We start from the raw sequence: 14992 nt of genomic DNA, 5'->3' as shown, positions 1-14992 counted from the left end.
TTAAAACTTGGACAAAAATACGACTTAAGAACTATTCTCAAAACCATAAAATAGTCTTAAATTCAATTTATATTAATTCTAAATAATATTTATTATTTCGTTTCATTCTATAAATAGTACTTTTGCACAAAAACTATCACATTATGAGAATTTTAACACCCCCAAAAGCCTTTTTTTACGCCATCACATTATCCCTTACCTCAAATTATATTAACGCTCAAGATCGAAATATCACGGTAATCCAAGACCCTAAATTCGAACAATTGTTAAATGAGAAAAGAAAAACAAACATTTTAAACGCTGCAAACGATTGGTATAAAATTCAAATTTTTAGTGGCGACAGTGAAAAAGCAAAAAACATATTAAATGAATTTAAACAAGATTTCAGTACCTTAGACGGCACAATTGTATTCAATACACCAAATTATAAAGTTTGGGTAGGAAATTTTAAAACTCGCTTTGAAGCCGAACGAAATCTAATTGACATTAGAAAAAAATACAAAAATGTACTCTTGATAAAACCAAATAAATAAAAGTTAACGCTATTTAAATTTATAATTTATGGCAATAATTACTTTTTCAAATAAGAAAGCTTCTCATTATGGTTTTTCTATTTTATCATATTGTAAATTCTCATTGTTGTGGGCAAGATTTACAAAACGCCTTTAGTTTATATTACTACCCAATTCTGACTAGACAATTACACCCTGCATTGATTTTTTTTTTAAAAGGAACATTTTTATATAAAAAATGACACTCGTACCGATGGCTTTAAATACTATAAAATATTTTTTTTTCATTGACTTCTTACATCTAAAGAATTAGAATTGCGTGTAAATTATTAACAAAAGCCACATATCGGAATCCAATAAATCTTTTTATTTTTTTCTCATTAGAAATTAACTAAATGATTATTCCTAAAAAATAGGCACTCCAAAAATAAGAGCATAAGAGATAAGGGCAAATAACAAAACTTATAATTAAAACAATTTTTGAATTCTTACAAATTTGTTCTGTTTAATTTATCTTTAATGTAATCTCGATTCACACAGTCCTCTTGAAAGTTGGTTTCTCTCTGGCGATCATTTTCAAATACTACTTACTTTATTACAATAAAACAAAGCGTTTGCAACGCGGCTTCTATAAATAGATCTACATAAAGATTTACTCAATGTTGTATTTTTTCTAAAGTGTCTAATATTATCGGATAAAACTCATCTTGCCATAACTTGTAGCGCTACCTGATTTTTGCGTTTTTATGCTTTATAAATCTTACTAGCCATTTTTTCCAAATGGGGAGGCACGCCCAAATTGAAATCAAACAACTCTCATTACTCCCGAACAAAGAATCATAAATACATAAAACAAAAAAAATCCCGACGAGTCGGGATTTTATATCAAAAGCTAATATATTAAATACTATTTCAATTTCTTTTTGATAGCTACTTCATGGTACGATTCAATAACATCCCTTTCTTCGATATCATTGTATCCTTTCACTTGAATACCACAATCGTATCCTTTAGCAACGTCTCTTACATCATCTTTAAATCGTTTCAAAGCTAATAACTCTCCAGTAAAGACAACAACACCATCTCTGATGATTCTCATTTTGGCGTTTTTAACAATTTTACCGTCCATAACCATACTTCCAGCAATAGAACCAACTTTAGAAATTTTGAATATCTCTCTAATTTCAGCAGTACCCAAAATTTCTTCTTTCATTTCCGGAGCAAGCATTCCTTCCATCGCATCTTTCAAGTCATCGATAGCGGCGTAGATAATAGAATAGTAACGGATATCAATTTCTTCTTTGTCTGCCAATTGTCTTGCATTTCCAGCAGGACGAACATTAAATCCGATAATGATTGCATCAGAAGCTGAAGCCAACATAACGTCAGTTTCTGTAATTGCTCCAACACCTTTGTGTATGATATTAATTTGAATTTCTTCAGTAGATAATTTAGAGAACGAATCTGACAAGGCTTCAACAGAACCATCAACATCTCCTTTAAGGATAATGTTCAATTCTTTAAATTGACCCAATGCAATTCTACGACCAATTTCATCTAATGTAATGTGTCTTTGTGTACGTACTGATTGTTCACGCATTAACTGAGAACGTTTAGATGCTATTTGTTTTGCTTCTTTTTCATCTTCAAAAATGTTAAACTTATCACCAGCAGTTGCCGCACCATCTAACCCAAGAACTGAAACCGGGGTCGAAGGACCTGCAACAGTAACTATATTTCCACGTTCATCATGCATGGCTTTAATCTTACCATGATGCTTCCCAGCTAACATATAATCACCTATTTTAAGTGTTCCGTGTTGTACTAATATAGTAGAAACATAACCTTTTCCTTTATCTAAGAAAGCTTCAACAACGGTTCCTTGAGCTGCTTTATTTGGATTAGATTTTAAATCCAATAATTCAGCTTCTAATAACACCTTTTCTAATAAATCTTTAACTCCCAATCCTGTTTTGGCAGAAATATCATGAGATTGGATTTTTCCACCCCAATCTTCAACAAGTAAATTCATACCTGCTAATTTTTCTTTAATTTTTTCAGGATTAGCATTTGGTTTATCCACCTTATTGATAGCAAAAATAATTGGCACACCTGCTGCTTGAGCATGGCTTATTGCTTCTTTTGTTTGCGGCATAATGTCATCATCAGCTGCGATTACAATAATAGCGATATCCGTAACCTGAGCTCCACGAGCACGCATCGCCGTAAAAGCTTCGTGTCCTGGCGTATCTAAAAATGCGATTTTTTGACCATTATCTAATGTTACTCCGTAGGCACCGATATGTTGTGTAATTCCACCTGACTCCCCAGCAATGACATTTTCTTTACGAATATAATCCAGTAACGATGTTTTACCGTGATCGACGTGACCCATTACAGTAACGATAGGTGCTCTGAAAACTAAATCTTCTTCTTTATCAGCAACTACTTGAATCGCTTCTTCGATATCAACAGTAATAAATTCAACTTCATAACCAAACTCATCGGCTACAATTGTCAATGTTTCTGCATCAAGACGTTGATTCATGGTAACCATGATTCCAAGTGACATACAAGTACCAATAACTTTAGTAATTGGCACATCCATCATAATGGCAATTTCACCTACAGTAACAAATTCAGTAACTTTAATAGTTTTACTTCCTTCATCAATAGCTCTTTGCTCATCATCAGATTTCTGACGGTGTGTATCTCTTTTATCTCTTCTATATTTTGCAGCTTTAGATTTACCACCTTTTCCTTGTAGTTTTTCTAAAGTCTCTCTAATTTGATTTTTAACTTCCTCTTCCGTAGGCTCCACTTTTGCAACAATTGCAGGTCTGTTTCCTTTTACAAAACCAGGCCTGGCACTTCTATTTGCATTGAATCCACCACCACCGCCAGTATTTGGGGTAATTTTATTTGGATTTGGAGCTCCGGGAACTGCAGGTGGTCTAGGAGCACCCGGCTTTGGAGCAATTCTCTTGCGTTTATTTTTATTGGCATTATTAGCTCCTACAGCTCCAGGCGTACCCGGTTTGTTTGGAGTAATTTTAGGCTCTTCCTTTTTCTTCTTAGGTTTATTAAATTGAGATAAATCAATTATTTGACCTGTCAAAGTTGTCCCTGATAATTTTTGATATTGAGTCGTTATAGTCTCATCAACAGGTGCTTCTTCAATTGCAACAACTTTTATTGGTTCAGCAACAACCTGTTTTAGGGGTTCTTTCTTAACTTCTTTTATTCCAATAACAGGTTTAACTTCTTTTTTATCTGAAACAGATTTATCCTGTGAAAGTTCTTTTTGAACTGGCTCTTTTTGAACTGGCTCTTTTTGAACAGCTTCAACAACAGCAGGTTTTTCAACCGGAGCTGGAGCTTTAACTACAGGAGCCTCGATTTTTTCAACAACCTTAGCAGGAACAGGTACAACTGTTGGTCTTTTAGGATTGAGATCAATTTTCCCAACCTGAACCGGACCCGTCACAACAGCTCTCGCTTTTATAACTTCTTGTTGTTTTAGTCGTTCTTCATCTTGCTTACGCTTGTCTTCGATTTCTTTTTCTCTCTCCACACGTAAAGCTTCTTTTTCTTTTCTTTTCTCTTCCCCTACTTCTTTTGAAGCCTCTTTATTCCCTTTGTCACCAGCAAACTGACCGCACAAGACATTGTATACATCATCAGAAATTTTTGTGTTTGGATTAGCTTCAATAGCAATCCCTTTATCTTTTAGATAATCCACAGCTCTTTCTAAAGAAATATTCAATTCCCTTAAAACTTTGTTTATTCTAATAATTCTCTCTTCAGACATAAAACCTTTTTATTATTATCTTTTTTGTTATTCCTCACTTCACTTCTAACTCGATACCTACCGAGCAAGAATTAATTGTAAAGTGGCATGTTTATCGTTGAAGACACATTGACTAACTGTCAAATTCTTCTTTCAATATTCTCATTACATCTAGAATCGTTTCCTCTTCTAGGTCAGTTCTTCTTACTAAATCTTCTACATCTTGTTTTAAAATACTTTTTGCAGTATCTAAACCAATTTTCGCAAATTCCTCAATAACCCAGTCTTCAATTTCATCTGAAAACTCAGTCAATTCAACATCATCCTCATCAGCAGTTGCACCTGCAACATCACCTTCTCGGATAACATCTAATTCATAACCAGTTAACAAACCCGCTAATTTAATATTGTGTCCACCACGACCAATTGCCTTAGAAACTTCTTCCAGTTTCAAGAAAACCTCTGCTCTTTTAGTATCTTCATTAATTTTAATCGAAGAAACTTTAGCAGGGCTTAATGCTCTGGTAATAAACAATTGAATGTTACTAGTATAATTGATTACGTCAATATTTTCATTTCCTAATTCACGAACAATTCCATGAATACGAGAACCTTTCATACCAACACAAGCTCCAACTGGATCAATTCTATCATCATAAGAATCTACGGCTACTTTTGCCTTTTCACCTGGAATTCTTACTACTTTTTTCACCATAATTAACCCGTCAAATACTTCCGGAATTTCTTGCTCAAATAACTTTTCCAAAAACTTCTCAGAAGTTCTAGACATAATAATTTGAGGCTTATTCCCTTTCAATTCAACGCTTTCTATTATTCCTCTCACATTATCTCCCTTGCGGAAAAAATCAGAAGGTATTTGTTTTTCTTTTGGTAAAATTATTTCATTCCCTTCATCATCAACTAAAATCACAACCCTAGGACGCACATGATGTACTTCGGCAGTGTAAATATCTCCAATTAAATCTTTAAATTGTTTATAAAGATTTGTATTATCATGCTCATGAATTTTAGAAATTAAGTTTTGGCGCAAGGCCAAAATAGCTCTTCTTCCTAAATCAATTAATTTTACTTCTTCAGAAACTTCTTCACCAATTTCAAAATCGGCTTCAATTTTTCTTGCTTCTGTCAAAGTAATTTCTTCATTTTCAAAATCCAAATCCTCGTCAGCAACGATTACTCTTCTTCTCCAAATTTCCATATCTCCTTTGTCAGGATTTATAATAATATCGAAATTATCATCTGAACCGTATTTTTTCTTTAATGCATTTCTAAATACATCTTCCAAAATTGCCATAAGCGTTACACGATCAATAAGTTTATCATCTTTAAACTCTGAGAATGAATCGATCAATGCTAAATTTTCCATGCGAATTCTTTAATTAAAATGTTACTGTAACAATTGCTTCTTTTATACCTGCGTAAGGCAGTTTTAGTTCCTTTTGAACTGTCTCTTTTCCTTTTCCTATCTTTTTAGGCTCCCTTGCTTTCCACGACAAAATTACAAAATCATCATTAGCTTCCACTAATTCTGCTTCAATTATTTCTGTCCCAGTCTTCACAATCAATGTGCGCCCTACATTTTTTTTGTATTGCCTCACTAATTTTAATGGCGACCCAACCCCTACAGATGCTACTTCTAAAGAGTAATCTTGTTCCTCGCGATCCAAGTTACTATCTATAAAACGACTCACATCGATGCAATCCTGAAGCGCTACTCCGCTATCACCATCCAAATGCACAATCACCTTAAAAGCATCAGTGATAGTAAAGTCTATCAAAAAAACTGAAGGCTTTTCTAAAAGGCATTCTGTCACTAACGTATGTACTTTTTCTTTAAATGTCATATTTTTATAAAAAGAGGGGACATTTAGTCCCCTCATTATCTAGATTTTAATAAATAACGGTGCAAATATAGTGTTTTTTTTATTAATTAAAATAATCGACTGCTGTTAAAATATTTCTTATCTTTAATCGAGCATTAAAATACCTGTTTTTACATAATTTAAACTTTTAATTATGAAACGAATTTTAGTACCAACCGATTTTTCAGAACATGCTGAAGACGCATTAAAAGTAGCCGCACAAATTGCCAAAAAAAATAATTGCGAAATACTTTTACTTCATATGCTGGAGTTACCAAGCCAAATGAGCGATGCCATTTCTGGAGGAAGTGGAATTCCAGAAGTAATGTTATTTATAAAAAAAGCTAACGAAACGTTCCAAAAAATCAAAGAACGCCCCTATTTAAATGGAATTTCAGTCACCGAAACAGTCCATTTTGAAAGAGCTTCCAACGGAATTTTAGCTTTTAGCAAAAAAAATAAAATTGATTTAATCGTCATGGGCTCACATGGATCATCTGGAATTGAAGAATTACTCATTGGCTCTAATACTGAAAAAGTAGTACGCCTTTCTGATATCCCAGTTTTAGTCATCAAAAAAGATGTCGGCAAATTTGAAGGTAAAAACTTCGTTTTCGCATCAGATTTTTCGAATGAAATAAAAAAACCATTCAAAAAAATGATTGAATTTACTAAAATCTTTGATGCAAATCTATTTTTAGTAATGATTTGCACACCCAATAGTTTCAAAACTACCTTAACCGGTGAAAAATTAATGCATGAATTTATTGCTAATTTTGATATTCAAAACTACTCCTTACATATTTTTAATGATGCCAATGTAGAAAACGGAATACTCAATTTCTCAAATACAATTAATGCTGATTTAATCGGCCTCTGCACACATGGCAGAACCGGATTAGCCCATTTTTTTAACGGAAGTATCAGTGAGAACATAGTAAGCCACGTTGTCAAACCAGTCATTACTTTTAAAATTTAATTTTTAGTTCCCAAAATCAACCTTCATTAAACCCCTTCACCATCTAAGCATTTATATATAATCCAAAAAAGACTTTCGGGAAATTTTTCAATAAAAAAAGCCTCTCAAAAAATTGAGAGGCTTTACGTTGGTCTACAAGGACTCGAACCTTGAACGACTGCACCAAAAACAGTTGTGTTACCATTACACCATAGACCAGAATTGCTTTGCTACTGCTTAGCGAGTGCAAATTTAGAACAAATTTTAATTTGCACAAATTTTTTATCGCTTTTTATTGAAAATAATTTTCGATTAGGTTACTAACAGTAGGTAAAATTTTCAAAAGCACTAGAAACCAAACCATTAGTTTTCTGAATTTGTTTTTTAGAAAATTTTGTTAATGCCTGTATCGTTACATAAAAAAACATTTTCTTTGCAACACAAAATTTAACTACAATTTAGCACTGAAATATGGCAACATTCAATTTCAATAAATGGAATACGATTATAGGTTGGTTTACATTTGGAATCGCATTAGTAACATACACACTCACCGTTGAACCCACAATGAGTTTCTGGGATTGTGGAGAATATATTGCCACAGCTGCTAAATTAGAAGTAGGGCATCCGCCTGGAGCACCTTTATTCCAGATGATTGGCGCCTTTTTTGCCATGTTTGCTTCAGATGATAAACATATTGCTTTAATGGTTAATATGATGTCAGTTTTCTCCAGTGCCTTTACTATATTATTTATGTATTGGTCCTCCACAATGATCCTAAAAAAACTAATTTCTCGATTTTCTAAAAATGATAAAAACAATGATATAGCTGTTTTAGGTAGTGGTTTTGTAGGTGCTTTAGCGTATACTTTTTCCGATAGTTTTTGGTTCAATGCCGTAGAAGCTGAAGTTTACGCGATGGCTTCTTTATTGATTGCGTTGTTATTTTGGTTAGGTTTACGTTGGGAACAAGACATGGAAACCCCCAGAGGAAATAAATGGTTATTGATTATTTCGCTAGTTGTCGGACTTTCGTTTGGAGTTCATTTCATGGCTTTATTAACAATCCCAGCAATTGGTTTTCTCTATTTTTTCAAACATCATAAAGTTGTCACCGTCAAAAATTTCATCATTGCAAATGTTGTTGTTATTGCCGTTCTACTTTTTATATTCAAATTATTGCTGCCATTAACGATGGCTTTCTTTGCAAATACAGAGGTTTTCATGGTCAATAAAATAGGGATGCCATTTAATTCAGGAAGTATTTTTGTTGGACTCCTATTCATTGCGTTCTTTTACTTTGGTTTAAAATACACGAAACAAAAAGGTTTAGTATTCTACAACACTATAATCCTTTGTATCTTGTTTATTTTAATTGGCTTCTCCACTTGGATGATGTTGCCCATTAGAGCAAATGCAAATACCGTAATTAACGAAAACAAACCTTCGGATGCAGCTGAAGTTCTTGCTTATTATAACAGAGAACAATATGGCGTCAATCCTTTGTTTTATGGCTCTCAATATACTGAAACCTTTGCTGGTTTAGACAAGGACCATCCTTATTTAGACAAAGCTCCAAACTACGAAAGAGATTATAAAACCGATAAATACGTTATCACAAATAATTTTAAAAATGCCGAACAAAATAGCGATGATAATCAAAAAACTATTTTGCCTAGAATGTGGAGTACTGAGCACGTAGAGAATTACATGAATTTCTCAAACCCTCCAGAGTTTAGAATCAATCCCGATTATCCTTATGAGGATGATTTAGCAAAATATGGTATTGATCCAAGCAAGTTAACTGAAGAGGAGTACAACAAAGCCATCGCGCAATTGAAAAATGAAGTCGAAAAAACAGTCCATGAATTTAGACAATCGTATGCTCAAAAACAAATTGACAATGGAGGTTACGTTTCTTTCTTAAAAAGCTATGGAGATTACCTAATCATAGAAAAACCAACTACTGTTGACAATTTCAGTTTCATGTTCGAATATCAATTTGGCTACATGTATTGGAGGTATTTGATGTGGAATTTTGTTGGGCGTCAAAGTGATGTTCAAGGAAGATATGATAATTTAGACGGAAATTGGATTAGCGGAATACAATTTATTGACAATCTCCATTTAGGTTCACAAGATAATTTACCGTCGGATGTATTGAATAATAAAGGCCGAAATGTATATTTCTTTTTACCTTTCATTCTTGGCCTTATTGGTTTAATGTACCATGCCAATAAAGACTTAAAGAGCTTTTATGTCTTGCTAGCGCTATTTTTATTCACCGGAATAGCATTGAAAATTTACCTGAATGAAAGACCATTTGAACCCCGAGAAAGAGATTATGCTTTAGTGGGCTCTTTCTATGTATTTGCAATCTGGATAGGATTTGGCGTGTATGCTTTATATGAAAGTCTCCAGAAATATCTGGCTCCAAAAATAGCCGGCCCAATAATTATAGTAACCAGTTTACTGGCCGCTCCAGTGTTGATGGCATCTCAAAACTGGGATGATCATGATCGTTCAAATAGATATACTGCCGTTGCAATGGCAAAAGCATACCTTACTTCTTGTGATCCTAATGCCATATTATTTACTATTGGTGATAATGACACTTTCCCACTCTGGTATGCTCAGGAAATTGAAAAAGTAAGAACCGATGTGAAAATTGTTAACACTAGCCTTTTCATGACCGATTGGTATATCGATCAAATGAAAACTAAAACATACGAATCAGATCCGTTACCTATTTCATTTATACATGATGAATATGTGGGAGACAAACTGGATTATGTGGCTCATATCCCAAAAGTAGAAAGCAGATGGGAATTAAAAGATTTTATCAGTTTTATTAAAAACCCAAAATCTACTGTGGAGATGCAAAATGGACAAACCATTCATTTTTATCCAACAAATAAACTTAGAATTCCTGTTGACAAAAATGTTATCATCAAAAACAAAGTTGTTTCTGCTAAATATAATGACTCTATTGTTCCTTACATAGACATCGATATCAAAGGAAATGCATTGTACAAGAATAGATTAATGATGCTCGATATTGTAGCTAATAACAACTGGAAAAGACCTATTTACTTTAGCGGTGGTGCGTTTGACAATGAAGATTATTTGTGGATGAAAGACTATCTTCAATTAGACGGAATGGTTTATAAACTAGTTCCTTTAAAAACTAAAATGGGGAAAGATGACAACCAAATGGAAATGGGACAGATTGATGCTGATAAAATGTACGCTAACGTTATGAAGTGGGATTGGGGAAATAGTGAAAGTCAAACCATTTATCATGATCCTGAAACTCGAAAAAATAGTATTACATACAGAATGAATCTTGCCCGATTAATGACCCAGTTAATTGCTGAAGGAAAGAAAGACAAGGCTAAAAACATTATTGATTTAGCCATGACAAAAATGCCTTTGGATAAATTTGGCTATTATTCCCTGGTTGAACCATTTGCTACAGGGTATTATGCTATTGGAGAAAAAGCAAAAGCTCAGGAACTCCTTGAAAAATTAATGACTAAATACAAAGAAAATTTAAATTATTACATTAATCTCAATGCAGTAGATCAAACTGGTATTGCAGTAGATATAATAACTGACATTGAACGCTACAGAGGCTTACTTCATGTAATGAAAGAAAGTGGAGATCCTGGTTTTTTCAAAAAAAATAAAGTGATTTTTAATACGTATATTAAAATGTTCGAGCGTTTTGGTCGCGAAAAAGAGTAAATTTAATTAAAGAATTTGACAATAGACACCATAGCGATATTGAAAAATGTCGCTATTTTTTTTTACTTTTAAATAAAAAACAAATGGATTTTTATTGGATAAAAACAAATCTGATTATAAAAAAAATATTTTCAAATTATACTTGGGATATTCCCAATTCTGAAAACAAAGTGTACCTCACCTTTGATGACGGACCTATTCCGGAAATAACAGAATGGGTTTTGGAACAATTAAAAAAACACGATGTAGATGCTACTTTTTTTTGCATCGGAGATAATATTGCTAAACATCCCGAAATATTAAAAAAAATAATGAGCGCAGGACATGCGATTGGTAATCACACCTTCAATCATCTGAACGGCTGGAAAACTACAACTGGAGCTTATTTAGAAAATTTCAAACGATGTGAAGAAATCATTCAGCAATCTGGTATCAACTTAAAATCTAAACTTTTCCGACCACCTTATGGAAAAATAAAAACAGCTCAAGCAAAAAAAATACAAAAATTAGGCTACAAAATAATAATGTGGGATGTATTAAGCGCAGATTTTGATCAAAACCTTTCTAAGGAAAATTGTTTAGAAAACGTACTTTCGACTGTAGAATCAGGAAGTGTAATTGTTTTTCATGACAGTATAAAAGCATTCAAAAACTTAGAATATGTACTTCCAAGAACTTTAGCTTATCTAAAAGAAAACAACTTTATTTGTGATATTATAGAATAAAAACAACGCTTTTACTACAATTGTTCTTGAACAATGCTAATAATAGTATTAGCATCTAACTCTCCGGATTGTCTCCAGATCATTAAACCCTCTTTGTAAATCATTAGAGTAGGAAGACCTTTTATTCGAAGTGCTTCAGCTAGTTCCTGATTTTTATCAACATCTATCTTTATTACTTTTGCTTTATCACCAAGAGCAGCTGCAACATCTCTAATAACAGGATGCATTAAAACTGAAGATTCGTTCCAATCCGTGTAAAAGTCTATCAACACAGGTATTTGTGTGTTTATAAGTTCTCCAAATTTTGACATAAAAGCAAGAATTTAATTTTCTAAATTTACTAAAAAAAGATAATTATTATACAAATGTAACATTTTAAACGAATTAAGCCACATCCTTGCCTTTTTTTAGTTCGATGACTGTAATTTCAGGCATTATCCCTACTCTTCCCGGATAGGCATGAAAGCCAAATCCTCTATTTACATATACATACCGACCTACATTTTCATATAAACCAGCCCACTGTTTATAGACGTATTGTGCTAAACTCCATTTGAAATAACCTGGAATTTCTATCCCAAATTGCATTCCGTGAGTGTGTCCGGATAAGGTAAGGTGAAAATTCTTCTCGTGATGTTGCACTTCATAATCCCAATGGGATGGATCGTGACTCATCAAAATTTTAAAATCCTCTTTCTTAACATGCTGCGACGCTTTGTTAATATCTCCCGCTTTTTTAAAGTTTTGGCCCCAATTCTCTACCCCAATTAATGCGATTTTATCGTTCCCTTTTTCGATAAAAGTATGCTCATTCAACATTAATTTAAACCCAATTTGTCCGTATAGGTTTTTTATATCTTCAAAATTTTTCTCTTTAGCTGCCTCCGTCGGCCATGTTACATATTCACCGTAATCGTGATTCCCTAAAACAGAATATTTACCATACGGGTGTTTTTTTATACGGTTGAAACTTTCTATCCAGGGATACATTTCTTTGGCATCCGTATTAACAATATCCCCGGTAAACAAAATCATATCTGAATTTTGCTCATTTACTAGATCTATTGCATAATTTATTTTTTCTGGATTATCAAAACTTCCGCTATGAACATCCGAAATTTGAGTAATCGTAAAACCATCGAAAGCATCCGGCAAATCAGGAAAAAAGATGCGTTGTTTGATTACTTTATAATTGTATTTCCCTACCGTCACCCCATATATTAAAGACAAGAAAGGAACTGCAGCCAAACCTAATCCAACCTGACTTATAAATTTCCTTCTTGAGGCTAAAAAAGTTAAATTGTCATTATTCTGAATAAAATAATTTACTGATCCCGCTCCAACTCTAAAAATATCTTCCCCGAGTAAAACAAGAGCCAAAACCATTTTTGGAACGTATACTAAAAGCACTAAACCCATCGTAAACATCGTTTGCTTGGTTTGTCCCACAGAACGATCAAATTGCATGAAAGAATAAATAATGAATACAAAGAGTAAGAAACTAATAATCTGGTAAGAGACCAATATCCATTTCCCTTTTATTAAAGTTCGTAATGCTTGAAATGCATAAAGCTCAATAATAAGAAACACAAAACATAACAACAGTATGCGAAGAATCATTTTTTAATATTTTATACAAAATAACAAATTAAGGAAACATGATAGGTTTTTATTAATCAAAATTTAACTAAAATCACACTAAATCTATTTCAACAACTCTTTTCTATAAAAAAACTGATAAATTTCTTTATCAGCTTTTCTCCCTTTAAACCCTTTTTTGCTAACTACCTTTTACCCATTATTTAACAATTTATGAAAGTAAAACAAGCATAATTAATTATTTTTTTGCTTTTGCAACCTCCATTTTAGCAGGTTCTGCTGTTCTAATTTCTACCTTTTTAGCTATCTTTTCTCCTTTTTTAGTAGCTTTAACTTCTTTTGAAGAAGTTGTTTTTGTAATTTGATTTATTTACAGCTCAAATGTAGAACTGCTAAATGAAGATTTAATGAAGATTTAGCCCCTGAGAGAATTTTAACTATTTATTAAGTTTTTCAGTAGTGGGGAAACATAAACGAAATGTCGTTCCTTCATTTAGTTTTGAAACAACTTCTATTATTATATGATGGAAGAGGGCAATACTATCTGCAATGGCAAGGCCTAAACCATTCCCTTCTTCATTCCCTTCAATTCTAGAAAACCTACTGAAAATCTGATTTATCTGATTCTCGTTCATTCCAATTCCGGTATCCGAAACGGACAGAAAATAATTAGAATCCAAAAACCCATCTGTAATTGTGATGCTCCCATTTTTTTTATTGTATTTAATAGCATTAACTATTAAATTATATAAAAGAATATGGATTAGGGTTTTATTGCCAATCAGCTGAAAACTATTTTGAAGATCCATCGTAAGAGTTATTTTTTTTCCTTCCAAACGATCTTCTAAGTCTTCCCGTAAATTATCCAGTAATTCATCTAAATTTATAGTTTCATCAGACTCATATTGATTGTTTTCAATTCTTGAAATAAGCAATAAATTATTGATTACTTTCTTGAGCATGTCCAACGTTTTTAAAGAACTAGCAATTTTATCAATAGCGCTATCGTTTAGGGAATCATTCTGAAGTAAATTTTCAAATTTATTTTTTAATAATGCCATTGGAGTCAAGAGCTCATGAGAAACATTGGCTATAAATTGTTTTTCTTTCTTGAAAAGTTCACTTATTCGGTTCATCATTTGGTTTAAAACCATATCCAATTCCTGAAAATCTGCAGAATGTGAATTGATAGGAGTATGGTCAAAAGTATCTGGTTCGTTCACCCGACGAATTTTAGTATCGATTATTTTATAGAAAGGCTTCAGAAGGTATTCAATATAAAAGGTATCTATAAAAAAAGTAACTAATAGAATACTGATCAGCACGATTAGAACAAAAAATCGAATCGTAAACGTTAATTCTTCAACTTCACTCAAACTACTGCCTATTTCAAGTTGGTAGTATGTTTTCTCATAGAGAAAATGATATTGCAAAATCCTGTAATTATCTTTTTCTCCTTCAATTATTCGAGACTCATTAATAAAAACCATTTTATTTGCTTTGGAATTTAGGGGAATTCTGGATAATTTTAGAAATTCACTATGCAATGTAGAAAAACTCGCATAAGTTTCGGCAGAGTCATTTCTAACAATGAAATCATTGATTTCCTTTTTATCTAAATGTTCAATAAACTTCTGTTTTTTCTCTAACAAACTCTTATTAATATGTTTGTAAACCACTTTTTCAACCAAAACAGGTAACATCATCCACAAAACCAAAATTACAAGTAATCTGGTTATAGCATTAAATATGGTTAATTGGTGTTTTATTTTCATGAA

Annotated in this window: 10 protein-coding genes and 1 tRNA gene; 4 read left to right on the top strand and 7 right to left on the bottom strand. The window is 32.7% G+C overall.

Features of this window, described 5'->3' with window-relative positions; all coding sequences use genetic code 11:
* Positions 1 to 143: 143 nt before the first annotated feature.
* Positions 144 to 533 carry an SPOR domain-containing protein gene (locus ACM55G_RS04030; RefSeq protein ID WP_416842618.1) on the top strand — a complete coding sequence of 130 codons (390 nt, stop codon included), beginning with the start codon at positions 144 to 146 and terminating at the stop codon, positions 531 to 533.
* A gap of 886 nt (positions 534 to 1419) precedes the next feature.
* Here the strand turns inward: ACM55G_RS04030 and infB are convergent.
* The 3 genes from infB to rimP form a co-directional block, all read right to left on the bottom strand.
* Entirely contained in the window at positions 1420 to 4323 is a 2904-nt protein-coding gene (gene infB / locus ACM55G_RS04025; protein ID WP_416842617.1) for a translation initiation factor IF-2, read from the bottom strand.
* 112 nt (positions 4324 to 4435) lie between these two features.
* Positions 4436 to 5689: a transcription termination factor NusA gene (gene nusA, locus ACM55G_RS04020; RefSeq protein ID WP_416842616.1), complete on the bottom strand. Its 1254-nt coding sequence runs from the start codon at positions 5687 to 5689 to the stop codon at positions 4436 to 4438.
* A gap of 13 nt (positions 5690 to 5702) precedes the next feature.
* Positions 5703 to 6167 carry a ribosome assembly cofactor RimP gene (gene rimP / locus ACM55G_RS04015; RefSeq protein ID WP_416842779.1) on the bottom strand — a complete coding sequence of 155 codons (465 nt, stop codon included), beginning with the start codon at positions 6165 to 6167 and terminating at the stop codon, positions 5703 to 5705.
* Between the two features lie 172 nt (positions 6168 to 6339).
* Here rimP and ACM55G_RS04010 point away from each other — a divergent pair, with 172 nt between their 5' ends.
* A complete protein-coding gene (locus ACM55G_RS04010; protein WP_416842615.1) occupies positions 6340 to 7164 on the top strand; it encodes a universal stress protein in 825 nt (274 codons plus the stop codon).
* A gap of 127 nt (positions 7165 to 7291) precedes the next feature.
* Here the strand turns inward: ACM55G_RS04010 and ACM55G_RS04005 are convergent.
* Positions 7292 to 7362, bottom strand: a tRNA-Gln gene (locus tag ACM55G_RS04005).
* Between the two features lie 252 nt (positions 7363 to 7614).
* Here ACM55G_RS04005 and ACM55G_RS04000 point away from each other — a divergent pair.
* Both ACM55G_RS04000 and ACM55G_RS03995 read left to right on the top strand, forming a co-directional pair.
* Positions 7615 to 10890: a glycosyltransferase family 117 protein gene (locus ACM55G_RS04000; RefSeq protein ID WP_416842614.1), complete on the top strand. Its 3276-nt coding sequence runs from the start codon at positions 7615 to 7617 to the stop codon at positions 10888 to 10890.
* An 83-nt stretch (positions 10891 to 10973) separates the two neighbouring features.
* On the top strand, positions 10974 to 11615 hold the full coding sequence (locus tag ACM55G_RS03995; RefSeq protein ID WP_416842613.1) for a polysaccharide deacetylase family protein: 642 nt from the start codon (positions 10974 to 10976) through the stop codon (positions 11613 to 11615).
* Between the two features lie 14 nt (positions 11616 to 11629).
* On the opposite strand, the gene ACM55G_RS03990 is transcribed toward ACM55G_RS03995, so the two are convergent.
* The 3 genes from ACM55G_RS03990 to ACM55G_RS03980 form a co-directional block, all read right to left on the bottom strand.
* Positions 11630 to 11926: a thioredoxin family protein gene (locus ACM55G_RS03990; RefSeq protein ID WP_416842612.1), complete on the bottom strand. Its 297-nt coding sequence runs from the start codon at positions 11924 to 11926 to the stop codon at positions 11630 to 11632.
* A gap of 73 nt (positions 11927 to 11999) precedes the next feature.
* Entirely contained in the window at positions 12000 to 13235 is a 1236-nt protein-coding gene (locus ACM55G_RS03985; protein ID WP_416842611.1) for a metallophosphoesterase, read from the bottom strand.
* Between the two features lie 416 nt (positions 13236 to 13651).
* Positions 13652 to 14989, bottom strand: a complete 1338-nt coding sequence (locus ACM55G_RS03980) for a sensor histidine kinase (protein ID WP_416842610.1) — start codon at positions 14987 to 14989, stop codon at positions 13652 to 13654.
* Positions 14990 to 14992 lie beyond the last annotated feature (3 nt).

The sequence above is a fragment of the Flavobacterium algoriphilum genome, from assembly GCF_048158655.1.
GTDB lineage: Bacteria > Bacteroidota > Bacteroidia > Flavobacteriales > Flavobacteriaceae > Flavobacterium > Flavobacterium algoriphilum.
The sequence above is the reverse complement of the archived record's forward strand: the minus strand, read 5'-3'. Positions and strand labels throughout refer to the sequence as shown.